The 24,907-nt window shown below is 65.3% G+C and carries 23 protein-coding genes; 16 read left to right on the top strand and 7 right to left on the bottom strand.

The annotated features are described in order from the left end of the window. Positions 1 to 112 precede the first annotated feature (112 nt). The 5 genes from ABWO90_RS07300 to cobA all read left to right on the top strand — a co-directional run bounded on the left by ABWO90_RS07300 (position 113) and on the right by cobA (position 4,988). Positions 113 to 889 (top strand): sulfite exporter TauE/SafE family protein, encoded by a 777-nt coding sequence (locus ABWO90_RS07300; RefSeq protein ID WP_353190545.1) that lies wholly within the window; start codon positions 113 to 115, stop codon positions 887 to 889. Positions 890 to 993: 104 nt separating this feature from the next. After that, entirely contained in the window at positions 994 to 1,710 is a 717-nt protein-coding gene (locus tag ABWO90_RS07295) for a phosphoadenylyl-sulfate reductase (protein ID WP_502922568.1), read from the top strand. A 104-nt stretch (positions 1,711 to 1,814) separates the two neighbouring features. Then, positions 1,815 to 2,762, top strand: a complete 948-nt coding sequence (gene cysD, locus ABWO90_RS07290) for a sulfate adenylyltransferase subunit CysD (RefSeq protein WP_353190544.1) — start codon at positions 1,815 to 1,817, stop codon at positions 2,760 to 2,762. A 94-nt stretch (positions 2,763 to 2,856) separates the two neighbouring features. After that, positions 2,857 to 4,158 (top strand): sulfate adenylyltransferase subunit 1, encoded by a 1,302-nt coding sequence (locus tag ABWO90_RS07285; RefSeq protein ID WP_353190543.1) that lies wholly within the window; start codon positions 2,857 to 2,859, stop codon positions 4,156 to 4,158. Between the two features lie 38 nt (positions 4,159 to 4,196). Continuing rightward, positions 4,197 to 4,988 (top strand): uroporphyrinogen-III C-methyltransferase, encoded by a 792-nt coding sequence (gene cobA / locus ABWO90_RS07280; protein WP_353190542.1) that lies wholly within the window; start codon positions 4,197 to 4,199, stop codon positions 4,986 to 4,988. A gap of 21 nt (positions 4,989 to 5,009) precedes the next feature. Here the strand turns inward: cobA and ABWO90_RS07275 are convergent, their stop codons facing one another. From ABWO90_RS07275 to lptF, 3 genes are read right to left on the bottom strand one after another with little or no spacing between them, the layout of a single operon-like run. Next, complete coding sequence (locus ABWO90_RS07275; RefSeq protein WP_353190541.1) at positions 5,010 to 5,399, bottom strand: sirohydrochlorin chelatase; 390 nt, start codon at positions 5,397 to 5,399, stop codon at positions 5,010 to 5,012. Positions 5,400 to 5,413: 14 nt separating this feature from the next. After that, the gene (lptG, locus tag ABWO90_RS07270; protein ID WP_353190540.1) at positions 5,414 to 6,553 is read right to left on the bottom strand and encodes an LPS export ABC transporter permease LptG; all 1,140 of its coding nucleotides are present in this window, start codon (positions 6,551 to 6,553) and stop codon (positions 5,414 to 5,416) included. Continuing rightward, complete coding sequence (gene lptF, locus ABWO90_RS07265) at positions 6,553 to 7,677, bottom strand: LPS export ABC transporter permease LptF (RefSeq protein WP_353190539.1); 1,125 nt, start codon at positions 7,675 to 7,677, stop codon at positions 6,553 to 6,555. The genes lptG and lptF overlap by 1 nt, the downstream gene beginning before the upstream one ends. 91 nt (positions 7,678 to 7,768) lie before the next feature. Between lptF and ABWO90_RS07260 the strand changes: the two genes are divergently transcribed. Genes ABWO90_RS07260 through ABWO90_RS07250 form a run of 3 tightly spaced genes read left to right on the top strand, consistent with a single transcriptional unit; the run spans position 7,769 to position 10,052 of the window. Then, the gene (locus ABWO90_RS07260; protein ID WP_353190538.1) at positions 7,769 to 9,280 is read left to right on the top strand and encodes a leucyl aminopeptidase; all 1,512 of its coding nucleotides are present in this window, start codon (positions 7,769 to 7,771) and stop codon (positions 9,278 to 9,280) included. Beyond that, positions 9,277 to 9,693, top strand: coding sequence for a DNA polymerase III subunit chi (locus tag ABWO90_RS07255; RefSeq protein WP_353190537.1), 417 nt, complete (start codon positions 9,277 to 9,279; stop codon positions 9,691 to 9,693). The genes ABWO90_RS07260 and ABWO90_RS07255 overlap by 4 nt, the downstream gene beginning before the upstream one ends. A gap of 2 nt (positions 9,694 to 9,695) precedes the next feature. Further along, complete coding sequence (locus tag ABWO90_RS07250) at positions 9,696 to 10,052, top strand: DUF2486 family protein (protein WP_353190536.1); 357 nt, start codon at positions 9,696 to 9,698, stop codon at positions 10,050 to 10,052. 96 nt (positions 10,053 to 10,148) lie between these two features. Here the strand turns inward: ABWO90_RS07250 and ABWO90_RS07245 are convergent, their stop codons facing one another. The 3 genes from ABWO90_RS07245 to ilvD (ABWO90_RS07235) all read right to left on the bottom strand — a co-directional run bounded on the left by ABWO90_RS07245 (position 10,149) and on the right by ilvD (ABWO90_RS07235) (position 14,482). Next, on the bottom strand, positions 10,149 to 10,538 hold the full coding sequence (locus ABWO90_RS07245; protein WP_353190535.1) for a c-type cytochrome: 390 nt from the start codon (positions 10,536 to 10,538) through the stop codon (positions 10,149 to 10,151). Between the two features lie 200 nt (positions 10,539 to 10,738). Next, complete coding sequence (ilvD, locus tag ABWO90_RS07240) at positions 10,739 to 12,412, bottom strand: dihydroxy-acid dehydratase (protein ID WP_353190534.1); 1,674 nt, start codon at positions 12,410 to 12,412, stop codon at positions 10,739 to 10,741. 201 nt (positions 12,413 to 12,613) lie between these two features. After that, a complete protein-coding gene (gene ilvD, locus ABWO90_RS07235; RefSeq protein ID WP_353190533.1) occupies positions 12,614 to 14,482 on the bottom strand; it encodes a dihydroxy-acid dehydratase in 1,869 nt (622 codons plus the stop codon). Between the two features lie 107 nt (positions 14,483 to 14,589). Between ilvD (ABWO90_RS07235) and ABWO90_RS07230 the strand changes: the two genes are divergently transcribed. Both ABWO90_RS07230 and lgt read left to right on the top strand, forming a co-directional pair. After that, positions 14,590 to 15,555 carry a LysR substrate-binding domain-containing protein gene (locus ABWO90_RS07230; RefSeq protein ID WP_353190532.1) on the top strand — a complete coding sequence of 322 codons (966 nt, stop codon included), beginning with the start codon at positions 14,590 to 14,592 and terminating at the stop codon, positions 15,553 to 15,555. 212 nt (positions 15,556 to 15,767) lie between these two features. Next, positions 15,768 to 16,658: a prolipoprotein diacylglyceryl transferase gene (gene lgt, locus ABWO90_RS07225; RefSeq protein ID WP_353190531.1), complete on the top strand. Its 891-nt coding sequence runs from the start codon at positions 15,768 to 15,770 to the stop codon at positions 16,656 to 16,658. Between the two features lie 83 nt (positions 16,659 to 16,741). Here the strand turns inward: lgt and ABWO90_RS07220 are convergent, their stop codons facing one another. Beyond that, positions 16,742 to 17,413, bottom strand: coding sequence for a GntR family transcriptional regulator (locus tag ABWO90_RS07220; RefSeq protein ID WP_353190530.1), 672 nt, complete (start codon positions 17,411 to 17,413; stop codon positions 16,742 to 16,744). A 337-nt stretch (positions 17,414 to 17,750) separates the two neighbouring features. Between ABWO90_RS07220 and dctP the strand changes: the two genes are divergently transcribed. The 6 genes from dctP (at position 17,751) to ABWO90_RS07190 (ending at position 24,830) form a co-directional block, all read left to right on the top strand. Continuing rightward, on the top strand, positions 17,751 to 18,797 hold the full coding sequence (gene dctP / locus ABWO90_RS07215) for a TRAP transporter substrate-binding protein DctP (protein ID WP_502922563.1): 1,047 nt from the start codon (positions 17,751 to 17,753) through the stop codon (positions 18,795 to 18,797). Then, positions 18,794 to 19,393, top strand: a complete 600-nt coding sequence (locus tag ABWO90_RS07210) for a TRAP transporter small permease (protein WP_353190529.1) — start codon at positions 18,794 to 18,796, stop codon at positions 19,391 to 19,393. The genes dctP and ABWO90_RS07210 overlap by 4 nt, the downstream gene beginning before the upstream one ends. Then, complete coding sequence (locus tag ABWO90_RS07205) at positions 19,390 to 20,733, top strand: TRAP transporter large permease (protein WP_353190528.1); 1,344 nt, start codon at positions 19,390 to 19,392, stop codon at positions 20,731 to 20,733. The genes ABWO90_RS07210 and ABWO90_RS07205 overlap by 4 nt, the downstream gene beginning before the upstream one ends. A 69-nt stretch (positions 20,734 to 20,802) precedes the next feature. Next, a complete protein-coding gene (locus tag ABWO90_RS07200) occupies positions 20,803 to 22,356 on the top strand; it encodes a malonyl-CoA decarboxylase domain-containing protein (RefSeq protein ID WP_353190527.1) in 1,554 nt (517 codons plus the stop codon). A gap of 45 nt (positions 22,357 to 22,401) precedes the next feature. After that, positions 22,402 to 23,205 (top strand): enoyl-CoA hydratase/isomerase family protein, encoded by an 804-nt coding sequence (locus ABWO90_RS07195; protein ID WP_353190526.1) that lies wholly within the window; start codon positions 22,402 to 22,404, stop codon positions 23,203 to 23,205. A gap of 92 nt (positions 23,206 to 23,297) precedes the next feature. After that, positions 23,298 to 24,830, top strand: coding sequence for a malonate--CoA ligase (locus ABWO90_RS07190; RefSeq protein WP_353190525.1), 1,533 nt, complete (start codon positions 23,298 to 23,300; stop codon positions 24,828 to 24,830). The last annotated feature ends 77 nt before the right edge of the window (positions 24,831 to 24,907 follow it).

The raw sequence follows: 24,907 nt of genomic DNA, 5'->3' as shown, positions 1-24,907 counted from the left end.
ACAAACAATTTTTAATTCGTTTGAAGTATATAGCGTTTTCATTACAGTGGGTGCCACTGTTTCGATAACGTTATTCCCGTCAGGCATTTAGACCCCACCAGGAACGTCATCCATGTCGCTGTGGCTCGAACCCCTCTCCGGATTTGGCGTCGGCCTGCTGGTCGGCCTGACCGGTGTCGGAGGCGGTTCGCTGATGACGCCGCTGCTCACGCTGCTGCTCGGCTATGCCGCGCCGGTGGCGGTGGGGACGGATCTGGCGTTCGCCGCCATTACCAAGAGCTTCGGCACGGTCGCGCACCGGTCCCACGGCCACGTGAAGTGGCACATCGTGCGGCGTTTGACGCTCGGCGCCCTGCCGGCGGCGCTGGTCACGATTCTGTGCCTGAAGCAACTGGGCGGCATCGGCGACGCAGCGCTGCATGTCATCAAGCTGACGATTGCCGGCTCGGTGCTGCTCACAGTGCTCTCATTGCTGTTTCGCGCCCGGCTGCTCGCCGCCCTGCGCGCCCATCCGAGCTGGCAACTGACCGGCCGCACGCAGGCGGTGGCCACCGTCGGGGTGGGGGCGGTGATCGGCGTGCTCGTCACGATTTCCTCGATTGGCGCCGGTGCCGTCGGTGCGACGCTGATCCTGATGCTGTACCCGCAACTGGAACCGGCCGAAGTGGCCGGAACGGACATTGCCTACGCCGTGCCCCTGACGGCGATTGCCGCCCTTGGTCATATCTGGCTCGAGACGGTGCACTGGACACTGCTCGGCAGCCTGCTGATCGGCTCGCTGCCCGGAATCTGGCTGGGCGCGAAACTGACTCGCCATCTGCCCGAGCGCATCGTGCGCGGGGCGCTGGCGGCAACGCTCACGCTCGCTGCCGTAAAGCTGGTCGGCTGACGCACTATCTATAAGAAGGAGTTCGCGACATGCGAAACGAATCCCGCTGGGAACCCACCCCGGCCGCCGTGCCCGCCAACGTGACCGATGTCGAACATCAGGACATGGCGTTGCTCGACGAAATGGAGTCCGTGCTGGTCGAGCGCCTGACCCGCATCGCAGGGGCGCATCGTAACGTGAAGTTCGCCAGCAGCCTGGCCGCGGAAGACATGCTGATCACGCACGTGATCCTGCGCCATCAGTTGCCGATCACCGTTTTCACGCTCAATACCGGACGTCTGCATGACGAGACGCTGGGCATGATCGAGAAGATCAAGGCGCGCTACGGCCACGACGTCGTGCAATACGCACCGCAGGCCGACGCCGTTGAGCAATACGTCACCCAACACGGTGCCAATGCTTTCTACGAAAGCGTCGAGCTTCGCAAGGCGTGCTGCCAGATTCGCAAGGTCGAGCCGCTCGGGCGCGCGCTGGCCGACGCCGATGCCTGGCTAACCGGCCAACGCCGCGAGCAGTCGGTCACCCGTGGCGAACTGGCGCTGGCCGAGCACGACGACGCGCGCGGCATCGCCAAGTACAACCCGATCTTCGACTGGACCGAAGCGCAGGTGTGGGCATACCTCACGTCGCGCGACGTACCGGTCAATCCGCTGCATGCACGCGGCTACCCGAGCATCGGCTGCGAGCCGTGTACGCGCGCGATCCGGCCGGGCGAAGACAGCCGCGCCGGCCGCTGGTGGTGGGAGTCGCGCGACAGCAAGGAATGCGGGCTGCACGCGGGCAACCTGAGCAAGATCCCCGTGACGGTGCAGTCGAACTGACGCACCGCGCAAACAGGATGGAGGGCGATGTCGGCGCCGAGCCGGCGTGACATCGCAACCAACACAATCTCGGAAATCTCGGAATCGTCAAGGAAGGGAACACTATGGGTGCGATGCACGAAGTCGCGCAGGCCAATGGCTCGCGAATGGATCATCTGGACTGGCTCGAAGCCGAATCGATGTACATCCTGCGCGAGGTCGTGGCGGAGTGCCGCAAGCCCGCGCTGCTGTTCTCGGGCGGCAAGGACTCGGTCGTCGTGCTGCACCTGGCGCTCAAGGCTTTCGGCCTCGGCCCGGATCGCAAGACCGTGCTGCCGTTCCCGCTGGTGCACATCGACACCGGTCACAACTATCCGGAAGTGATCGAGTTCCGCGACCGTCACGCCAAGGCGCTCGGCGCCGAGCTGGTCGTGGGGCACGTGGAAGATTCGATTGCACGCGGTACGGTTCGCCTGCGTCGCGAGAACGATTCGCGTAATGCGGCCCAAGCCGTGACGCTGCTCGAGACCATCGATCACCACGGCTACGACGCCATGATCGGCGGCGCGCGTCGCGACGAGGAGAAGGCCCGCGCCAAGGAGCGTATCTTCTCGTTCCGCGACGAGTTCGGCCAGTGGGACCCGAAGGCGCAGCGCCCGGAACTGTGGCATCTGTTCAACGCCCGTTTGCACAAGGGCGAGCACCTGCGCGTGTTCCCGATCTCGAACTGGACCGAGCTGGACGTGTGGCAATACATCGCCCGCGAGAACCTCGATCTGCCGTCGATCTACTACGCCCACGAGCGTGAAATCGTCCGCCGCAATGGTCTGCTGGTGCCGGTCACGCCGCTCACGCCGAAGCAGGACGACGAGTCGAGCGAACTGGCATCGGTGCGCTTCCGTACGGTTGGCGACATCAGTTGCACGTGCCCGGTGTCGAGCGTCGCGTCGAGTCCGGTGGAGATCATCGCCGAGACGGCCGTGACCGACATTACCGAGCGAGGCGCCACCCGCATGGACGACCAGACGTCCGAAGCGGCCATGGAGCAGCGCAAGAAACAAGGGTACTTCTGAGGCACGCTGTCGCCCAGTTTCCGTTCAGACACCAGAGCCCGCCGGGCGCGCCGCTTCGACGCGCCGGGGGCCAAGTCATCGAGTTGAAAAGATCATGAGTCTCACCCCGCATCAGGAAGACCTCGGCGTGCTGCGTTTCATCACGGCAGGTAGCGTCGACGACGGCAAGAGCACGCTCATCGGCCGTCTGCTGTATGACAGCAAGTCGGTGCTGACCGACCAGCTCTCGGCGCTCGCCCGGGCCAAGCACAAGCGCACCGCCGGAGAAGACATCGACTTCTCGCTGCTCACCGACGGCCTCGAAGCCGAGCGCGAGCAGGGCATCACCATCGACGTTGCCTATCGCTACTTCACCACCGCCCGGCGCAAGTTCATCATCGCCGACACGCCGGGGCACGAGCAGTACACGCGCAACATGGTGACGGGCGCCTCCACCGCGCATGCCGCGATCATTCTGGTCGACGCCACGCGCGTGACCGAAGTCGACGGCCGTACCGAATTGCTCGCCCAGACCAAGCGACACAGCGCCATCGTCAAGCTGCTCGGCTTGCAGCACGTGATCGTCGCGATCAACAAGATGGACCTGATCGACTACAGCGAAGCGGCGTTCGACGCCATTCGTGCCGCGTATCTGGAGCTGGCCCAGCGTCTGGGGCTGCAGGACGTGCGCTTCGTGCCGGTCTCGGCACTCAAGGGCGACAACATTGTGTACGCGAGCGAGCGCATGCCCTGGTATCAGGACGAGCCGCTGCTCGACGTGCTGGAGTCGCTGCCTGTCGCGCAGTCCGGCGGCGAACTGCGTTTCCCGGTGCAACTGGTGGCGCGTCAGGACGGCTCGCATGCCGACGACTTCCGTGGCTACATGGGCCGCGTGGAGTCGGGGTCGGTGCGCGTGGGGCAGGCGCTGCGCGTGCTGCCCGCCGGGCGCACGGCGAATGTTGCCGAAATCGTTGGCCCGCGTGGCTTGCTCGAAGAGGCCTTCGCCGGCCAGTGCGTCACGATTCGTCTGACGGAAGATGTCGACGTGTCGCGTGGCGACACGTTCGTGGCCGAGGCATCGGTGCTGGAACCGTCGCGCAAGCTGTCTGCCGACGTCTGCTGGTTCGACGAGGACGCGCTCGCGCCGCAACGCAAGTATCTGCTCAAGCAGGCCACGAGCACGGTGTACGTGAAGGTCGGCAGCGTGGATACGGTGCTCGACGTGAGCACGCTCTCGCACGGCACGGACAAGACCACGCTCGCCATGAACGACATCGGCCGGGTGCAGTTGAGCCTGCAAAAGCCGGTGGCAGCGGATCTGTACGATGCCAATCCCGCGACGGGCGCCTTCGTGCTCATCGACGAAGCCACGCATCACACCGTGGCCGCCGGCATGATCCGCGCGCTTGCTGCGTGATCGCCTGACTTTCGCTTACGTTTGCATCGGTGCGCATCATGACGACGACACGCTCCTCTACCCCCGCATTGCCGGGCAAGGTCTTTCTGGTCGGCGCCGGTCCCGGTGCCGCGGATCTCATCACGGTGCGCGGCGCCCGGTTGCTGGCGCAGGCCGACGTGGTGCTGCACGACGCCCTGGTCGAGCCGGACATGCTGGCGCTGTGCCCGCAGGCCAAGCGCGTCGCGGTTGGCAAGCGTTGCGGCAAGCACTCCAGTGCCCAGCACTTCATCAACAAGCAACTGATCGATCACGCCCGTACGCATGCCCTCGTGGTGCGCCTCAAGGGTGGCGATCCGATGCTGTTCGGGCGGGCTGATGAAGAGATACGCGCGCTCGAAGCTGCAGGCATCGAAGTGGAAGTCGTGCCCGGTATCACGGCGGCGCTGGCGAGTGCCGCAGCGCTCGGGCGCTCGCTGACGTTGCGTGGCGTCGCCCGAAGCGTGGCCTTTGCAACGCAAAGCCGTGCGGCCGATTCGGCGGAGATCACGGCGCAGGCGTCGGCGGATTCGCTCGTGTACTACATGGGGCGAGATGCGGCACAACGCATCGCAGGTGAACTGATCGCGAACGGCAAGCCTCGCACCACGCCGGTCGCCATCGTCGAGGCCGCCACGACGGTGCGCGAGCGCCGTGCGTTGCTCTCGCTGGGCGATCTGGCGGATGGCCTCGCGGCACCGTGGTTCGATGCGTCGCAACCGAGCGTGCTGCTTATCGGGGAAGTCTTCGCCGGGGCAAAGGCCGAGTCGCTGACGCAACTCGCACAGCAGGCGGCACGACAGGCCGCCTGATCGGCTGGCAGGACCGGGCGCTCAGCCCGGGGCGTGCCGGTCGAGTTCGCTGGCGCAGTAGGCGGCCAGTGCTTGCAGCACGGCGTCGTTTTCTCCCACCGCATCGCTTACCCGCACCGTGACATCGGGATGTGCCTGACGGCACGCGTCTGCCAGCACCGGCAGGTCGCGGCGCACATGGCCGCCTTGTCCAAGGAAAACCGGGATCACGGTGACCTCGCGGCAGCCACTGGCCGCGAGATCGGCAATCGCCTCGCCGAGACTGGGTGTCATCAGTTCGAGAAATGCCTGCCGGATATCGGCGTCGGGACGTTGTGCACCCAACAGCTCGCGCAACCGCGCGAACGGCTCGGCCCAGCGCGGATCGCGCGAGCCGTGTGCGAACAGAACGAGGCCGGGCCTGGCGGACATGACGGTGGCGACGGTCAGTGCTTGTCCACCCAGCGCAGCGCCCCGATGGCGAGCACCAGATAGAGCAACGATGGCAGCGCGGCGGTGAACCATGAGGGCCACGTATTGAGCATGCCCAGATGCGAGAACAGGTTGTTCAGCAACTGGAAGCTCATGCCGAGCATGATGCCGCCGAACACCTTCAGGCCGATCGCGCCCGCACGGGCATGCAGATAGGCGAACGGCAGCGCCAGTGCCATCATCACGAACACGGCGAACGGGTACAGCAGCTTCTGCCACAGCGCGAGGGTGTAGCGATCGGTGTTTTGCTGGTTCTCACGCAAGTGACCGATGTAGCGATACAGGCTGCCGATGGCCATGTTGTCCGGCGAGACCATCAGCACCGACAGGATCTGCGGCGTAAGCTCCGAGCGCATCTGCACCGTGTCGATGTGCACCTGCTTGCTCTGCACGAGCGCACGCAGCGGGTCGGTGTTGGTCGTTGCATCGTCCGTGGCGCTGAATACGGTCTCGGAGACATTCGTCAGCTTCCAGTAGTTCGGCGCGTCGAACTGCCCCTGCTTGGCCAGACGCACGCTGTTCAGGCGCAGCTTGTCGTCGAACTCGTAGATATGGACATCCGCAATCGTGTTGTCCGGGTTGAGCGTGCCCACATTGATGAAGCGGGTCACGCGCGAGCCGTTCAGATCGACGGTGTCCTTGACCCAGACACCCGAGCGGAATCCCGCCGACACGGAACTGCCCAACGCTTCCAGACGAACCTTCTGTGCGAGCTGTTCGGCGTTCGGCGCGACATACTCGCCGATGACGAACGTGATCAGCACGATCGGAAAACCGATCTTCAGCAGCGAGCGCAGTGCCTGGCCGGTCGAGAGTCCCGAGACGCGGAAAATCGTGAATTCCGAGTTCCCCGCCAGTTGTGCGCACACATAAATGGCGGCGATAAGCGAGGCGACCGGAATGATTTCGTACATGCGCTGCGGTGCGAACAGCAGCACATAGGCCAGCGCATGCTGGAAGCGATAGCCGCCGCGGCCGACATCGCCCAGTTCGCTCACGAGGTCGAAAAAGACGAACAGGCCGACGAAGGCCAGCAGCACGAACAGGAACGCCAGGTAGATCTGGCGCGCAAAGTATTTCTCGTAGACGCGCATCAGCGAGCCCCTCCCGATGCACGCGTGCCACCGGTGCCGTTCTTGCGGCGCCCGAACAGGCCACGGAAGCGCACGCGGCGCACGTAAAGCAGCACGATCACGCACAGCGCCAGGGCATGCAGCAGCCACACGCCGATGGCGAGCGGCAGACGTTCCTGGGCGACATACGCCTGCGACAGACTCAGCAGGTTGGTATAGCCCAGATAGATCAGCACGGCCATGACCAGGTTGATGGTGCGACCGTGGCGTGGGTTCTGATAGGCGAGCGGCACGGCCAGCAGCACCAGTGAAAGCGCGAGCAGCGGCAGGCCGATGCGCCAGACAATCTCACCGCGGAAGATCGGATTCTGGATCTCGCGGAACAGGCGGGCGGTCGGCACCCCCTTGGTCGGGGTGTTGTCGGTCTCGGCGGCGGCCGGGTTGTCGATCTTCACGCCGTAGCGCTCGAACTCCATCACGCGGTAATCGGGCTGGCCGGGAATGCCGTCGTAGCGGCGGCCGTTCTCCAGCACGATGTAGCGGTTGCCGTCCTTGGCCGTTTCGATATGACCGTCCTTCGAGACGACCACGTTCACCTTGCCGGCCTCGGTGCCCGAGACGAAGACGTTATGCACCCGGGTCGCGTCGGGCGAGACCGTCTCGACGAAGAACACCCGGTGGCTGGCGGCGCTTTCGCGGAACTGGCCCGGCGAGATCATGGAGACGTCGTCGCGCTGGGCGAAGCGGGCTTCGAGCGCGGATATCTTCTGGTTCGCCCACGGCCATGCCACGAGCGCGCAGAACGCGATCACGGCCAGGTACGGCGCGGCAAAGCGCAACACCGGCTTGATGAAGTCGGTGATCGAGAGTCCCGAGGCAAACCACACGACCATTTCCGAGTCGCGATACCAACGGGTGAGGACGAACAGGATCGAGACGAACAACGTCACGATCAGAATGACCGCCAGGTAGCCGATCACGGCCAGGCCGATGAGCACGAGGACATCGCGCGGGTCGGCTTTCCCCGACGCGGCGAAGCCCAGGATGCGGATCATCATGGTGGTGAGCATGACGGTGATCAGCACCATGAAGACGGCCCCGGCGGTGTAGTTCAGCTCGCGCTGCAGGGAACGCTGAAAAATCATGTGATGGCGATAGGGGTGCTCTCGCGGTTGGGCGAGCGGGGAAAAAAGCGGATAATTGCGGCTCGTACGAATTTTACCCGAGGAAAGCGCGATGGACTTTAGCACAAAAGCCTTCGATTCGACCAAGGCAGGTCAGGCCGACCTGGCCAACGCAAAGACGGAGTGTCTGGTGGTCGGCGTGTTCGAGCAGCAGCCGCTTGCGGGGCTCGCCAAGGCGCTCGACGCCGCGAGCAAGGGACTGCTCACCCGCATGGTCAAGCGTGGCGAACTCGACGGCAAGCTCGGCAGCACGCTGATGCTGCACGAAGTCGCCGGCTGGAGCCCGGCACGTGTGCTGTTCGTCGGCCTCGGTCGTGAAGACCAGCTCTCCCAGAAAGGGTTCAACGACGCCACCCGCGCCGCCGTGCGCGCGGTGCTCGCCTCGCGCGCGTCCGACGCACTCTGGACGCTGGCACAGACCAAGGTCGCCAATCGCGACACCGCCTGGGCCGTGCGCGCCTCGGTGCTCGCACTGCGCGACGCCACCTACCGCTTTACCCAGATGAAGAGCAAGGCAGAACCGTCGAACACGGTGCTGCGCAAGGTCATCTTCGCCGTCTCGCCCGACGAACTGAAGGCGGCCAAGCTTGCCGCCAAGCACGGCGACGCGATCGCCAACGGCATGACGCTGACGAAGGACCTCGGCAACCTGCCGGGCAACGTCTGCACGCCGACCTATCTCGCCGACACCGCCCGCAAGCTCGCCCGCGAATTCAAGCTCAAGGCCGAGATCCTCGGACCGAAGCAGATCGAGGCGCTCAAGATGGGGTCGTTCCTGTCGGTCGCGCGTGGCTCGGTGCAACCGCCGCAGTTCATCGTGCTCAAGTACGACGGCGGCAGCGCCAAGCAGGCGCCGATAGTGCTGGTGGGCAAGGGCGTGACGTTCGACACGGGCGGCATCTCGCTCAAGCCGGGCGAGGGCATGGACGAAATGAAGTACGACATGTGTGGCGCGGGGTCCGTGCTCGGCACGATCCGCGCCGTGGCCGAGATGGGACTCAAGCTCAATGTCGTCGCCATCGTGCCGGCCACGGAAAACATGCCCAGCGGTCAGGCGACCAAGCCGGGCGACGTGGTCACCAGCATGTCCGGCCAGACCATCGAAGTGCTCAATACCGACGCCGAAGGCCGTCTGATCCTGTGCGACGCCCTGACCTATGCCGAGCGCTTCAAGCCGGCAGCGGTGATCGACGTCGCCACGCTCACCGGGGCCTGCATCATCGCGCTAGGTCACGTGAATTCGGGACTGTTCTCGAAGAGCGACACGCTGGCCGACGAACTGCTCGCCGCCGGCCGTACCACGGGCGACACGGCGTGGCGTCTGCCGGTCGAAGACGAGTACCAGGAGCAGCTCAAGTCGAACTTTGCCGACGTGGCAAACATCGGCGGGCGTCCGGCGGGCAGCGTGACGGCAGCCTGCTTCCTGGCGCGCTTCACCGAGAAGTATGAGTGGGCCCACCTGGACATCGCCGGTACGGCATGGAAGAGCGGTGCCGCCAAGGGCGCAACGGGCCGTCCGGTGCCGCTGCTCACGCAGTTCCTGATCGATCGCGAAGCCCGGTGACCCGCGTCGACTTTCACACGCATGTGGCGAACCGGGTCGAATACGCGTGCCGGTTCGCGCGCAAGGTCTACGGGGCGGGGCAGACGCTCGTGGTCGTTGGCGAACCCGACGTGCTGCGGGCATTCGATCAGACCCTGTGGACCTTCTCGCCGCTGGAGTTCGTGCCGCATTGCTTCACCGGCGACCCGCTCGCCGCGCAAACACCTGTGGTGCTCGCCGCCCCCGACGAGGAGGCGGCGCATCATCAGGTGCTGCTCAATCTCGCGGGCAGCGTGCCCACGCACTTCGCGCGTTTCGAGCGCGTGGTCGAAATCATCGGCGACACCCCGGACGACCTGTCGGGGGCCCGTGAGCGGTACCGCTTCTATCGAGATCGCGGCTACACCCTGAATAACTACGACCAGAGAGGCTGACCGTGACGAACGAGCCCGAGCGCACCGATCCCGGCATTCCCACGCTGACCGAAGTGCTCGCGCCCGGCGAGGTTGCGTCGCCACCTCAGGCAGCGCCGGCACCGGTTGCGGAGCAGGGGGTGCCCGCCGATGTCGCGGTCTTTGCCGAGCGCGTCAGCGCGCGGCTCACATTGCAACTGGCCGATGAAATCACGACGATGGTCGAGCGCCGCTGCCACGACGCGCTGATCGATCAGACGTCGTGGCTCGTGCAACTGATCGGCAAGCAGGTCGCCGACGCCTTGCAGGCGCAATTGCCTGACCGGATACGGCAGGCCGTCATTGAAGAAGTCGCGAAGCAGGTTCGCTCGCAGGGGTGACCCGGCAGGACGATCGAGGCGCGGATCGCGTCCCGATCGCGCGCGCTCTCCCATCCGACAGGTTTTGGAAGCACCGTGCCGGTGCCGGACCGACGCTTAGCGCGTGACGCCCAGAATCCAGTGCGCCAGACGGCTCGCCTCGCCCGGGGCGAGTTGCGGGCTGGCGGGCATCGGAATGCTGCCCCATTTTCCCCGGCTGCCGTCGGCAATCGTGTGCGTGAGCACCTCGGCGGCGTCGGGTTGCCCCGCGTAACGCCTGGCGATGTCGCGGTAGGAGGGGGCCAGCAGCGTCCGGTTGGTAGCGTGACACGTCATGCAGTTACGCGAGCGGGCAAGCGCTTCCATTGCACGGGCGTCGAGCGTGTCCTGTGCGTCCTTTGCATCGGCAGCGGGTTGCGGACTCGTCTGGGCCGTTACCGCGCTTGCCGCGGCCATCAGCCAGACACCCATCATCATCCCCGCGCCTATACCGGTCATGGTTTTCATTCGATTCGAAGATCCGGAAATGGCTGGCGACGTCGGTGAGCGAACGGTCGGCCAGCCTCGATAGGGCTGGCAGCAATATAGCATTTGTCGGATGACGGTCCGCCCGGCAAAAAAACGGCACGTCTGCGCCGTACGCGTGACGTGCCTTCCGACGGCCATCGCGAGGCCGTCGTCATGCGGTGAACGGCCGAACCGCCGGATCAGCCGGTCGAGCCGCCCTTGTTGGCCGGTTGCGCCAGCGCGGCGTACTTGGCCAGCACGCCTCGCGTGTAGCGTGGCGCAGGCGCCTGCCAGGCCGCTCGACGCCGTGCGAGCTCGTCGTCGGCCACGTTCAGTTGCAGCAGCAGCTTGTGGGCGTCGATGGTGATGGAGTCGCCCTCCCGGACCAGTGCGATGGTGCCGCCCACGAACGCCTCCGGCGCCACGTGTCCGACGACCATGCCCCACGTACCGCCCGAGAAACGGCCGTCGGTGATGAAGCCGACCGACTCGCCGAGCCCCTTGCCAATGATCGCCGACGTCGGTGCGAGCATTTCCGGCATGCCCGGTCCGCCCTTCGGCCCGAGATAGCGCAGCACGAGGATATCGCCGGCCTGGATCTTGTCGGCGAGGATCGCGTCCATTGCACTCTGTTCGTCGTCGAACACCCGGGCCGGCCCGGTGATGACCGGGTTCTTCAGGCCGGTGATCTTGGCGACGGCGCCGTCTACAGCCAGATTGCCCTTGAGAATGGCGAGATGGCCTTGCTTGTACAGCGCCTGATCGATCGGGTAGATCACGTGCTGATCGGCACGCGGCACCGAAGGTACGTCCTTCAGTTCTTCGGCGAGGGTGCGCCCGGTGATGGTCATGCAGTCGCCGTGCACGAGTCCGGCGTCGAGCAGGATCTTGAGCACTTGCGGAATGCCGCCGGCCTTGTGCAGATCGGTCGCCACGTACTTGCCCGAAGGTTTCAGGTCGCAGATGACCGGCACGCGGGCACGAATGCGCTCGAAGTCCTCGATGGTCCACTCGACGTCCGCCGCGTGGGCGATGGCCAGGTAGTGCAGCACGGCATTGGTCGAGCCACCGGTCGCCATGATGAGCGCCACGGCGTTCTCGATCGATTGGCGCGTGATGATGTCGCGCGGCTTGAGATCTTTCTTGACGGCCTCGACGAGCACGCGTGCGGACTCGGCGGCGGAGTCGACTTTTTCCTGATCGGGGTTGGCCATCGTCGACGAGTACAGCAGCGACATGCCCAGCGCCTCGAACGACGAGCTCATCGTGTTGGCGGTGTACATGCCGCCGCACGAGCCGGTCGACGGGCAGGCGTTCTTTTCGATGCCCTTGAAGTCGGCCTCGGTCATGCGCCCGGCGGTGAATTCCCCCACGGCCTCGAACGACGACACGATGGTGAGATCCTTGCCCTTCCAGTTGCCCGGCTTGATCGTGCCGCCATACACGTAGATGCCCGGCACGTTGATGCGCGCCAGCGCAATCATGCCGCCGGGCATGTTCTTGTCGCAGCCGCCGATCACGACCACGCCGTCCATCCATTGGCCTTGCACGGCCGTTTCGATGCAGTCGGCGATGACTTCGCGCGAGACGAGCGAATACTTCATGCCCTCCGTGCCCATCGACATGCCGTCGGAGATGGTCGGGGTACCGAAAGTCTGGGGATTGGCCTGATGCGACCGGATGGCGTCGACGGCGGCGTCTGTCAGCCGTTGCAACCCCGCGTTGCACGGGGTGATCGTCGAATGGCCGTTGGCCACGCCGATCATCGGATTGTCGAAGTCTTCTTCCTTGTAGCCCAGCGCGTAGTACATCGAGCGGTTGGGCGAGCGCGCCACGCCTTGCGTGACGTTTCGCGAACGACGGTTGAATGCCATGACGTCTCTCTCCTGTGGGGATGCGCCACGCCACGGGCTGTCGCAGCGTCGCACATAGGCGTTGTTGTATCACGCTGTTGCGATGGCGGTGGCTTCCATGACGCGAAGCGCCGCCCGCTGTGCTGCCGTACTGCACGGGCGCGGCGGCTCGCGCCAGGCTTGCCGCTGCGCCCGTTTCAACCGATCGCTACGTTGCCGGTATTACCCGCGTTTGCCGAGCTTGAGCTGCGACAGGTCGCGCACGGCGCCGCGGTCGGCCGAGGTGGCCAGTGCGGCGTAGGCTTGCAGCGCCTGCGAGACAACTCGCTCGCGGTTCACCGGCTGCCATGCCTGATCGCCACGGGCTTCCATGGCGGCGCGACGGCGCGCCAGCTCGTCGTCGGACACGGCCAGATGCATCTTGCGTTGCGTGATGTCGATTTCGATCACGTCTCCGTCTTCCACCAGACCGATGGTGCCGCCCTCAGCCGCTTCGGGCGACGCGTGGCCGATCACCAGACCCGACGAACCGCCCGAGAAGCGGCCATCCGTGAACAGGGCGCAGGTCTTGCCCAGGCCCTTCGACTTCAGGTACGACGTGGGGTAGAGCATTTCCTGCATGCCCGGGCCGCCCTTCGGACCTTCGTAGCGAATCACGACCACGTCGCCCGGCTGGACCTGGTCGCCCAGAATGCCCTCGACGGCGTCGTCCTGGCTTTCGTACACGCGCGCGCGGCCCGTGAACACCCATTGCGATTCGTCGACACCGGCCGTCTTCACGATACAACCCTTCTCGGCGAGGTTGCCGTACAGCACGGCCAGACCGCCGTCCTTCGTGTAGGCGTGTTCCTTGTCGCGGATGCAACCGGTTTCGCGGTTCACGTCGAGCGACGGATAGGTCGACGACTGGCTGAAGGCGATGGTCGTGGGCACACCCCCCGGGGCGGCGCTGTAGAAGGTTTGCGCCTTGTCGTTGGCGCTGTTCTTCACGTCCCATGCCTCGATGGCGTTACCCAGCGAGCCGCTGTGCACGTTGCCGCACGAGGTGTCGAGCAGACCGCCGCGCGCGAGTTCGGCCAGAATGCCGATGATGCCGCCTGCGCGGTGCACGTCTTCGATGTGGTACTTGTCGGTCGCCGGTGCGGCCTTGCACAGGCACGGCACGTTACGCGAGATGCGGTCGATGTCCGCCATCTTGAAGTCGACGCCGGCTTCCTGTGCGGCGGCCAGCAGGTGCAGCACGGTGTTGGTCGAGCCGCCCATGGCGACGTCGAGCGTCATGGCGTTTTCGAACGCGGCCTTGGTGGCGATGTTGCGCGGCAGCACCGAGGCGTCGTCTTCCTGGTAGTAGCGGCGGCACAGGTCGACCACGAGGCGGCCGGCTTGCTCGAACAGCCCGCGACGCCAGGCGTGCGTGGCCACGATGGTGCCATTGCCCGGCAGGGCGAGACCGATGGCTTCGGTCAGGCAGTTCATCGAGTTGGCGGTGAACATGCCCGAGCACGAACCGCACGTCGGGCAGGCGCTGCGCTCGACTTCGGCGACTTCGGCGTCGCTGATCTTCGGATCGGCGGCCTTGATCATGGCGTCGATCAGGTCGATCTTGGCGATGACCTGACCGTCGCCCGACTTGACCTTGCCCGCTTCCATCGGACCGCCCGAGACGAACACGACCGGAATGTTCAGGCGCATGGCGGCCATGAGCATGCCCGGGGTGATCTTGTCGCAGTTGGAGATGCAGACCATCGCGTCGGCACAGTGCGCGTTGACCATGTACTCGACGGAGTCGGCGATCAGTTCGCGCGACGGCAGCGAGTACAGCATGCCGCCGTGACCCATGGCGATACCGTCGTCCACGGCGATGGTGTTGAATTCCTTGGCCACACCGCCGGCAGCCTCGATTTCCTTGGCGACGATGGCGCCCAGATCGCGCAGGTGCACGTGGCCCGGCACGAACTGCGTGAAGGAGTTCACCACGGCGATGATCGGCTTGCCGAAGTCGCCGTCTTTCATGCCGGTGGCGCGCCACAGGGCACGGGCGCCGGCCATGTTGCGGCCGTGGGTGGAGGTGCGGGAACGGTATTCAGGCATGGTCGTCTTCCGTGAAGCTTGTCTTATAGGGAGGACGTCAAGATTCGTCTTTCCTTGGATGCTTGTCAAATATATTATTTGACTCGGATTGAGTCGAAAAACATATCATGGACTTACGTCAGTTCCGATACTTCGTGGCCGTGGCCGAAGAGCGACATTTCGGGCGTGCCGCCCAGCGGCTCTCGATGACGCAACCGCCGCTGTCGCAGCAGATCCGGGCGTTGGAGGCATCGCTCGGCGCACCGCTTTTCGTGCGCACGAACCGGTCGGTCGAGCTTACGGCGGTCGGGCGCCAGTTGTTGCCGGAGGTGCGCCGCATTCTGGCCGACGCCGATGCGCTGCCCGCGCTGGCGCAGGGGTTGGCGCATGGCGAAGTGGGCACGCTGTCGCTGGGCTTCGTTTCCACGGCCGACTACGGCATTCTGCCGCCGCTGCTGCGCGAGTTCGGCGAACGGTATCCGCGCGTGCGCCTGCAACTGCTCGAAGCGACGAGCGACGTGCAGGTCGAGGCGCTCATGGACGGCCGCATCGACGCGGGCCTGTTCATTCCGCCGGTGCCCGCGCGCTATGCCAACGAACTGTCGTATCTGCCGATCGTGCGCGAACCGTTGATGCTGGCCTTGCCGGCGGCGGGGGCGGGGGCGGCCGAAGCGGAAGAAGTTGACGAAGCGGCCGACGGGGCCGTCGGGTTGCCGCACGCACCGGTCAGTCTGGCCGACTACGCCGACGCGCCGCTCGTGATCTTCCCGCGTCGGGTGGCGCCCGCGTTCTACGACATCATCATGGGGTGCTACGCCGCGCTGGGGCTCACGCCGCGCGTGGGACAGGAAGCAATCCAGATGCAGACCATCGTGAGCCTGGTGTCGGCGGGCATGGGCGTGGCGCTCGTGCCGCAGTCGCTGTGCCACTTGCGACGCACGGGCGTGACCTATCGGGCGTTGCGCGAGTCGAGCACGCTCATCGAGACGGGCTTGCTCTGGCGGACTGCGGAAGTCACGCCAGTACTCGAAGGCTTCCTGGAGACCGCGCGCGCCGTCGCGCAGACACCGCCTGGCGCGACGCTCGACACCTGACGACCGCGGCGGCGGTGCATCGTCGGGGGCACCGCCGGGCGGACATTGGGACATTGGGGCATTGGGACATGAGGTCGTGCGTGGTATTGTGCAGCCCAACGCGTGCACGCTTGGTGCGTAAGTCGGCGCGGGCAGCATTGCCGCCGCTTGCGGCGGCGCCGCACGTTCGTCTTCTGGCGGAACTTTTGTTCACGAATCGATTCTTCTGATCCATGCTGATTCATCCTCAATTCGACCCGGTCGCGATTCATCTCGGCCCGCTCGCCATCCGCTGGTACGGCCTGATGTATCTGGTCGGCTTCATTCTCTTCCTGCTCGTGGGCCGGCTTCGTATTCGTCAGCGCGCCATTGCCGCGCAAGGCTGGAAGGGACAGGATCTCGACGACATGCTGTTCTACGGCGTGCTCGGCGTGATTCTCGGCGGCCGCCTGGGCTATGTGATCTTCTACAAGCTGTCGTTCTACCTGGCGAATCCGCTCGACATCTTCAAGGTGTGGGAAGGCGGCATGTCGTTCCACGGCGGCTTCCTCGGTGTGCTCGTCGCCATGTGGCTGTTCACGCGACGTCGCGGGCACTCGCTGCTCGAAGGCACCGACCTGATCGCGCCGATGATTCCGCTGGGCCTCGCCGCCGGACGTCTGGGCAACTTCATCAACGGCGAACTGTGGGGGCGCGTGACATCGCCCGATTCGCGCTTCGCGATGCTGTTCCCGCAGGCAGCCGCCGAAGACGCGCAGTGGGTCCTCGCGCATCCGCAGTCGATGGCCGATCATGCGATGGCGATGGTCTTTGCGCAGTTCCATGGCCTGCCGCGTTTCCCGTCGCAACTGTTCGAATTCGCACTCGAGGGCGTGGCGCTGTTCCTGCTGCTGTGGATCTTCGCGCGCCGGGCGCGTCCGGTGGGCGCCGTGTCCGGCATGTTCCTGGTGGGCTACGGCACTTTCCGTTTTCTCGCGGAGTTCACGCGTGAGCCGGACGCGTTCCTTGGTCTGCTCTCGTTCGGCCTGTCGATGGGACAGTGGCTCTCGCTGCCGATGATCGTGGCGGGCGTGATCATGCTGGTGTGGTCGTATCGCCGCCGTCCGGTGACGTCGCACGCGTAAGGCGTCAGGACATCGCATCAATGCAAAGGGCCGCCGGAGGTTTCTCCGGCGGCCCTTTGCGTTTTATCCCGCCCGCTGGTTAGCTAGCCCGCCTTACGTTCGAGCGCCCGCAGCGACGCCATCAGATCGGCAAAGCGCTCGCCCTGCACCGTGACGTGCCCGCGCAAGTGTTCCGACGCCGCGTCGGCATCGCCCGCTTCGATCGCGCGGAAGACGGCGTCATGCTCGGAGAACGACTGATGCGGCCGGTCGCGCACCCGTAGTTGCAGGCGACGGTACACGCGCAGGCGCCGGTGCAATTGCAGCGCGGTCTCTTGCAGATAGGCGTTGTGGCTCGCCTGATAGATCAGCGCATGGAAATGCGCATTCACCTCGTAGTACGTGTCGATGTCGCGCGCCTCGGCCGCCGCACGGCTGGCCTCGTGCGTCTCGCGCAGCGCCACCAGTTCCTCGTCGGTGATGCGGCGTGCGGCGAGGCGTCCGCACATCGATTCCAGTTCGGCCATCACTTCGAACATTTCGCACAGCCGCTGCGGATCGATCTGCGCGACGACCGCCCCCCGGCGCGGCCGGATCTCGATCACGCCCGACGACGCCAGTTGAATCAGCGCTTCACGCAGCGGCGTGCGCGACACGCCGAATGCGGTGGCGAGCTCGACCTCGTCAAGGCGCATGCCGGGCGGGTACTCACCCACGGCAATCTTCTCCTCGATGGCCTGTCGCAGCGCTTCCGATCGCTTCGGTTTTACGGTCATGACGCACTCGCTCGGTCGTGGTCCACCGCCCGTGAAGTGGGGCGGACTCGGTTGCATGGTTGCCAAAGTACCGCGCTACCTCACGCTTGAAGATCGGGGTATACGCGGAAAATGTATTTTTTGTGGCGGTGATTTGTATACACCGTGATGGATTGACTATACGATTTCAATCCGAGAGCGGCAACTCGCGCACTCGAAATATCAAAAAACAAGCAGTCATCCGTACATGCAGTGCCGGCGGGCCGGTGGTGCACCCGGGGTCGGTCTCACCGTGCTCCGGGCGATGTCAGCACCTGGCCTCGCTGGTTCATCACTGACACAAGTGACAGGAGACGCCATGGAGACAAACCATTCCCCGCTTCGGCGGCAACTCATGCTCGGCGCCGCGTCGGCGCTTGCCACCGGTGGCCTGGCCGGCCCTTGGGGCCATGCCTTTGCGCAGTCGGGCCCGCTCAAGATTTCCCACCAGTTCCCCGGCGGCACCCTCACGGAAGGCGACTTCCGCGACCGGCTGTGTCGCAAGTTTGCGCAGGAAGTCGACAAGCGCACCAACGGCGCGCTGAAGTTCCAGGTCTACCCGGGCAGCTCGCTCATGAAGACCAACGCGCAATTCTCGGCCCTGCGCCGCGGGGCGCTCGACCTGTCGCTCTATCCGCTGCCGTATGCGGGCGGCGAGGTGCGCGAGTTGAACATCGGCCTGATGCCGGGACTGGTGACGTCCTACGCGCAGGGCACGGCATGGCGCAACGGCGAGATCGGCAAGGTACTCACCGACGTACTTGCCGAGAAGAACATCGTGATCGTGAGCTGGGTGTGGCAGGCGGGCGGTGTCGCGAGCCGCGCCAAGCCGCTCGTGGCGCCGGAAGACGCCAAGGGCCTCAAGGTTCGTGGCGGCAGCCGCGAGATGGACATGATGCTCAAGGAGGCCGGCGCCGCCGTCATCTCGTTGCCGTCGAACGAACTCTATGCGGCCATGCAGACGGGCGCGATGGATGCGGCGATGACGTCGTCGACGAGCCTCATGTCGTTCCGTCTCGAGGAGGTCTCGAAGCATCTGACGACCGGACGCAACAAGTCGTACTGGTTCATGCTCGAGCCGCTGCTCATGTCCAAGCAGATCTTCGACAAGCTGCCGAAGGACCAGCAGCAGGTGATTCTGCAGGTGGGCGCAGAGCTGGAGTCGTTCGGCACGGAAGCGGCCAAGGCCGACGATGCGCAGATCGCCAGCGTCTACACGAAGGCCGGTGCGAAGGTGTATGACCTCGACGAGGCCACGGTGATGAAGTGGCGCGATATCGCCCGGCGTACCGCGTGGAAGGATTACGCGAGCAAGTCGGACACCTGCGCGAAACTGCTCGCGCTTGCCGAGAAGGTGCCTGCATGAGCGGGGCTGCCGTGAGCACGGAACCGGCGGTGGTGCGCACGCGCGTGCTGCGGCGGCTCGACGCCTTGCTCCAGGGCGTGAGCCGTCTGCTCATGATCGTGTGCATGCTGGCGCTCGTTGGCGCCGCGCTGGTATTGAGCTACAGCGTGTTCGCACGCCACGTGCTCAAGCTGGCGACCGACTGGCAGGACGAAGCCGCCGTGTTCCTGCTGGTGGGCGCGACCTTCGTCTCCGCTGCGCACGTGCAGCACCTGCGCGGACATATCGGTATCGAAGCCATCACGACGTTGCTCTCGCCGCGCGTGAACCGCGTGCGGCGCTGGGTCGTCGACATCGTCACCTTCGCGTTTTGCACTTTCTTCGCCTGGAAGTCGTGGACGCTGTTCTGGGAAGCGTACGTCGACGGCCAGACGAGCAGTTCGACCTGGGGACCACCACTGTCGATTCCCTATGGCCTGATGGCGTTCGGCATGACGCTGCTCTCGGTACAACTCCTGCTGCAGGTGGCGATTGGCGCCTGCGAGCTGGGTAAAGCGCCGGGCGGTGCCGTGTCGGCCGCCGCGCATTCCAACGATCGCCGTGGAGGCCACGCATGAGCGAGCTTGGTATCGGATTGCTCTATGGCGGCGCCACGCTCGTCGTCATGTTCTCCGGCATGCCCATCGCGTTTGCGTTGGGGGCGGTCGCGGTGGCGTTCATGTTCGGCTTCATGCCGACATCGTCGCTCGACACGATTACGCAGAACGTCTATGAGGAGATGGCCAGCATTACGCTGCTGTCGATTCCGCTGTTTATCCTGAAGGGCGCGGCCATCGGCAAGTCGCGTGCCGGGCAGGACCTGTATCTCGCGCTGCACGCGTGGATGCGCCGCATTCCCGGCGGGCTGGGCATTGCCAACGTGTTCGCCTGCGGTCTGTTCGCGGCCATGGCGGGATCGAGTCCCGCGACGTGTTCGGCCATCGGCAGCGCGGGGATTCCGGAGATGCGGCAACGCGGTTATTCGCCGGGGTTCGCGGCCGGGATCATCGCGGCCGGCGGCACGCTGGGCATTTTGCTGCCGCCGTCGATCACGATGATTCTGTATGCGGTGGCTGCGGAGCAGTCGCTGGGACGCCTGTTCCTGGCGGGGATCGTGCCCGCGTTGCTGCTCGTCGGGCTGTTCTCGTGCTACGCGGCGTGGCGCTACCGTCGGGAGTATGTGAGTGCGCAAGCGGCCCTGGCGCGCGACGGCACGCCGTCGCCGTTCCCGGTCGAACCGCCCACGACAATGCGCGAGAAGCTGGCGTTGCTGCCACGCGTGCTGCCGTTCGTCACCCTGCTGATCGGCGTGATGGCGGCACTTTACGGCGGCTATGCCACGCCCTCGGAGACGGCCGGACTGGGCGGCTTGCTGGCGCTCGCCCTCATCGCGGTGATCTACCGCATGTGGCAGCCGCGGCAGATCGCGCCGATTCTCACAAGCACGCTGCGCGAATCGACCATGCTCATGTTCATCATCGGCATGTCGCTGCTCTATTCCTACGTGATGAGCTACCTGCACATCAGCCAGTCGGCGGCCCAGTGGATCGTGGGGCTGCACCTGTCGCGCTGGGTGTTGCTCACGGCGATCCTGCTCATGGTCGTGGTGCTCGGTTTCTTTCTGCCGCCGGTCAGCATCATTCTCATGACGGCGCCGATCATCCTGCCTCCGTTGCGCGACGCCGGATTCGATCTCGTATGGTTCGGCGTGGTCATGACGATTGTCATGGAGCTGGGGTTGATCCATCCGCCCGTGGGGCTCAACATATTCGTCATCAAGAATACGGCACCCGACATCGCGTTGCGCGACATCGTCTGGGGAGTGCTGCCGTTCGTGATACTGATGGTGCTCGCCGTCGTGCTCATCTGCCTGATGCCGGGGCTGTCGCTCTGGCTGCCGGATCAGTTGATGGGATGACGCATGCGGTGGTAGTGGTAAAGGTTTCGCAAGCGCAATGAGAGGAATGTCATGAAGGATGAGCCGATCATGTCCGCAATGTCTGTGCCCGTGTCGTTGAGTTCGGTGTCGTCGATGGCGGAAGAACGATCGTCACCGTCCGCTTCGGTGGCGTCGTCGCCGGGGCGCAATGCGCCCGAGAACGTGACCGAGGTCAGCGCGCCGGTGCCGTCGCCGAAGCCCTCGCTGGGCGCGCGTCTGGGGCAATGGTTCGGACGCGGTGGCAAGTCGGGCGGCCCGGGCGGTGCGCCGAAGGACGGCAAGGGCGATGGCAAGGTCGTGGCGGCCAAGTTGTCGCCGCGAGCGGAAAGTGCGCTGCGGCGTCAGTTGACGCAGTGCTTGTCGGCACGGCTCACCGACTCGGCGGCGAACGAGGCCGCACGCGAGTTCATGACCCGCTACAGCGCCGCGCCGCCGGAAGCGCAGTTGGCTTTGCTCGCCGTCGTGGCCGACATCTGCGCGAGCGACGGACATACGGAAGCGGGGAAGGATGGCAAGGACGGCAAGGACGCGGATGGCGCCAGTGCGAAGCGTGCCGCCAGCGGGCTGGCCGGTGCGCTGGGCAGCAATCGCGTGCGCTTTCTCAAGCGCTTCAACGCGTTGCCCGACGGCTTGCCTTTCCTCGTGCGCTGGCGCGCCGACATGCTCGATCATCGCGCCGCATTGCCGGGGCTGGCGTCGCTGGAAGAGGATCTCGGCAGTCTGTTCTCGACCTGGTTCGATGTCGGCCTGCTGGAACTGCATCCGATCACGTGGGATTCGCCGGCGTCGCTGCTCGAGAAGCTGATGCGCTACGAAGCGGTGCACGAGATTTCGTCGTGGGCCGACCTGCGCAACCGGCTCGATTCCGACCGGCGCTGCTATGCGTTCTTCCATCCGCGCATGCCGCGCGAGCCGCTGATTTTCGTCGAGGTGGCCTTCGTGCCGGACATGGCTGCGGATGTGCATTCGTTACTCGACGAGAAGGCGCCGCTCGAAGACCTGCGCCGCATTCGCTGGGCGATCTTCTATTCGATTTCGAATACGCAGCCGGGGCTGCGCGGCGTGAGCTTCGGCAATTTCCTGCTCAAGCGCGTGATCGACGAGCTGCATGAGGATTTCCCGAAGCTGCGCAATTTCGCCACGCTCTCGCCGATTCCCGGCTTCAACGACTGGCTCCGGCAGTTGACGGCGCAGGCGCTGGCGCAAGTGCTGGGGCCGAAGCGGGTGAAGCTGCTCGCGCAGGACGCTGCCCTGGCGGCAGATCCTTCCGGCGCGCAGATGGTCGCGTGGCTGCAGTCGTCGCAGGATCGCAAGGGCGGGCAGGCCCTGCAGCGCAGTCTGGGCGAGGCGCTGGCCGCACACTATCTGGCGCACGAGCGCGTGCGCGGGCAACCGCGCGATCCGGTCGCACGGTTTCACCTCGGCAACGGCGCAAGTGTGGAGCGGATCAACTGGCATGCCGACCTCTCGAAGAAGGGCGCGAAGCAGTCGTGCGGCATGATGGTGAATTACCTTTACGAGCCCGACGAGCTGGACGCCAATCTGCAACGCCTCATCGATGGCGAGCCGGCGCTCGGACGCGCCGTGGCGCGCCTGCTTTGAGACCGGGGGCGAGCGCCCCCTTGAACGGTCGATGTGCGCATCGACATGACGGAGACACCTGTGAGTGAAGTTCTGCGCGACGACAGTCGGCTCGACGAAGGATGGGTCACCCTGACGCTATCGAATCCCGGCAAGCTCAATGCCATTTCGGTGGCGATGTGGCGTGCGTTGCGTGAGCACGTTCAGGCGCTCGACGACGACGCACGCGTGCGCGCCGTTGTCATTCGTGGCGCGCAGGGCAACTTCGCCGCCGGGGCGGACATCGAGGAGTTTCCGGTCGAGCGCGGCAGCTACGATACGCTGCGTCGCTACCACGGCGAAGTCATCGGGCCGACGCTGGACGCGCTGGCACGCTGCCGGCATCCGAGCGTCGCCCTGATCGAGGGCGTATGTGTGGGAGGTGGGCTGGAGATCGCAACGCATTGCGATTTGCGCATCGCGGGGGAGGGCGCACGTTTCGGCGTGCCCATCAACAAGCTCGGCTTTCCGATGGCGCCCGGTGAGTTGCGCGGCGTGCTCGCGCTGGCCGGGCGAGCGGCGGCGCTCGAAATCCTGCTGGAAGGGCGGGTGTTCGGTGCGGCGGAAGCCCGCGAGAAGGGATTGCTCACGCGCGTGGTCGCCGACGAAGCGATCGAGGATGCGGGCGAGGCCTGCGCCCGACGGCTTGTCGCCGGCGCACCGCTCGCCGCACAACTGAACAAATGGCTCATCGCGCGGCTGTCGCCGCCGGTGCCACCGCTGTCCGAGGCCGAGTGGCAGCAGGCGTTCTCGTATTGGGACTCGCACGATCACCGGGAAGGCGTTACGGCGTTCCTCGAGAAGCGGCCCCCTGATTTTCGCGGGCGCTGAGTCGACATCGCACCCGGATACCCGTCACCCGAATCCTCTCTTTCGTTTTTCTCCGGTTTCGAATCTCTCGAACCGTTTTATCGACTCTGTTTATGACGCAAGACGCCAACCTCTACCGCCTTTTCGCGGATCGTTTCCCTGCCGATCGCTCGGCCTGTGCCATCGAAACGGCCGAAGGGCTCTACTACAGTTGGAGCGATATCGAGCACGCCAGCGCACGCATCGCCAATTTGCTCGCGAGCCTCGATCTGGCACCGGGCGCGCGCGTGGCCGTGCAGGTCGAGAAGTCGCCCGAAGCGTTGCTGCTTTACCTTGCGACGCTGCGCGCTGGGTTGGTCTACCTGCCGCTCAACACGGCGTACCGTGAGGCCGAAATCGGCTACTTCGTCGGCAATGCCGAGCCGGATGTGGTGGTGTGCAGCCCGACCAACTTCGGCTGGGTGTCGAAGATCGCCTTCACGAACGGCGCGAAGCACGTCTTCACGCTCGGCGACGACCGTACCGGCTCGTTGCTGGAGCGCGCGGCATGGTTCGACGATACCTTCGAGACGGTGCCGCGTGCGCCCGACGATCTCGCCGCAATTCTCTATACCTCGGGTACCACGGGGCGCAGCAAGGGAGCGATGCTCTCGCATGGCAACCTCGCGAGCAACACGCGCGTGCTGCATCGGTTCTGGGGATGGGACGCGTGTGAAGGGCGCGACGTGCTGCTGCATGCGTTGCCCATCTTCCACGTGCACGGGCTGTTCGTGGCGAGCCATGCGGCGCTGTACTCGGGCAGCAAGATGATCTGGCTGTCGAAGTTCGATGCGCGCGAAGTGCTGCATCAACTTCCGCGTGCCACCGTGTTCATGGGGGTGCCGACGTACTACGTGCGCCTGCTCGCCGAAGCGGGGCTGAACCGCGACGTATGCCGCAACATGCGATTGTTCATCTCGGGCTCGGCGCCGCTGTTGCGCGAGACGTTCGATGCTTTCCGCGAGCGCACGGGGCACACGATCCTCGAGCGCTACGGCATGTCGGAGACGGTGATGCTCGTCTCGAATCCGTATCACGGCGACGCGGCAAGTGTGCGCCGTGCCGGGACGGTCGGGGTGCCGTTGCCGGAGGTGACGGTGCGCGTGGTCGGTGACGACGGGGTGCCCGGCGCACAAGGCGAGATCGGTCACATCCAGGTGAAGGGGCCGAACGTGTTCGCCGGGTACTGGCGCATGCCGGAGAAGACCGCCGAGGAGTTCACCGAAGACGGTTTTTTCAAGACGGGTGACGTGGGCAAATTCGACGAGGACGGCTACGTGCATATCGTCGGCCGCTCGAAGGATCTCATCATCTCCGGCGGGTACAACGTCTATCCGAAGGAGATCGAGGGCTTCATCGACGAGATGGACGGCGTGGCCGAGTCGGCGGTGATCGGCGTGCCGCACCCGGACTTCGGCGAGGCGGTAGTGGCCGTTGTCGTGCCCCGACCGGGGGCGACAGCGCCCGACGAGCGCGCGGTGATCGACGCGCTCAAGCAGCGTATCGCCAACTTCAAGGTACCCAAGCGCGTGCATATCGTCGCCGAGCTGCCGCGCAACACGATGGGCAAGGTGCAGAAGAATCTGCTGCGCGAGCAGTTCAAGTGAAGCGTTCCCGCTAGCGTGAAGCGACACGTTGCCGCATGCGAAGTCGTTGGGCTTCGCACTGCCACGACGTGCCGCGC

This window comes from Pandoraea pnomenusa, from assembly GCF_040391475.1.
Taxonomy (GTDB): domain Bacteria; phylum Pseudomonadota; class Gammaproteobacteria; order Burkholderiales; family Burkholderiaceae; genus Pandoraea; species Pandoraea pnomenusa_C.
The sequence above is the reverse complement of the archived record's forward strand: the minus strand, read 5'-3'. Positions and strand labels throughout refer to the sequence as shown.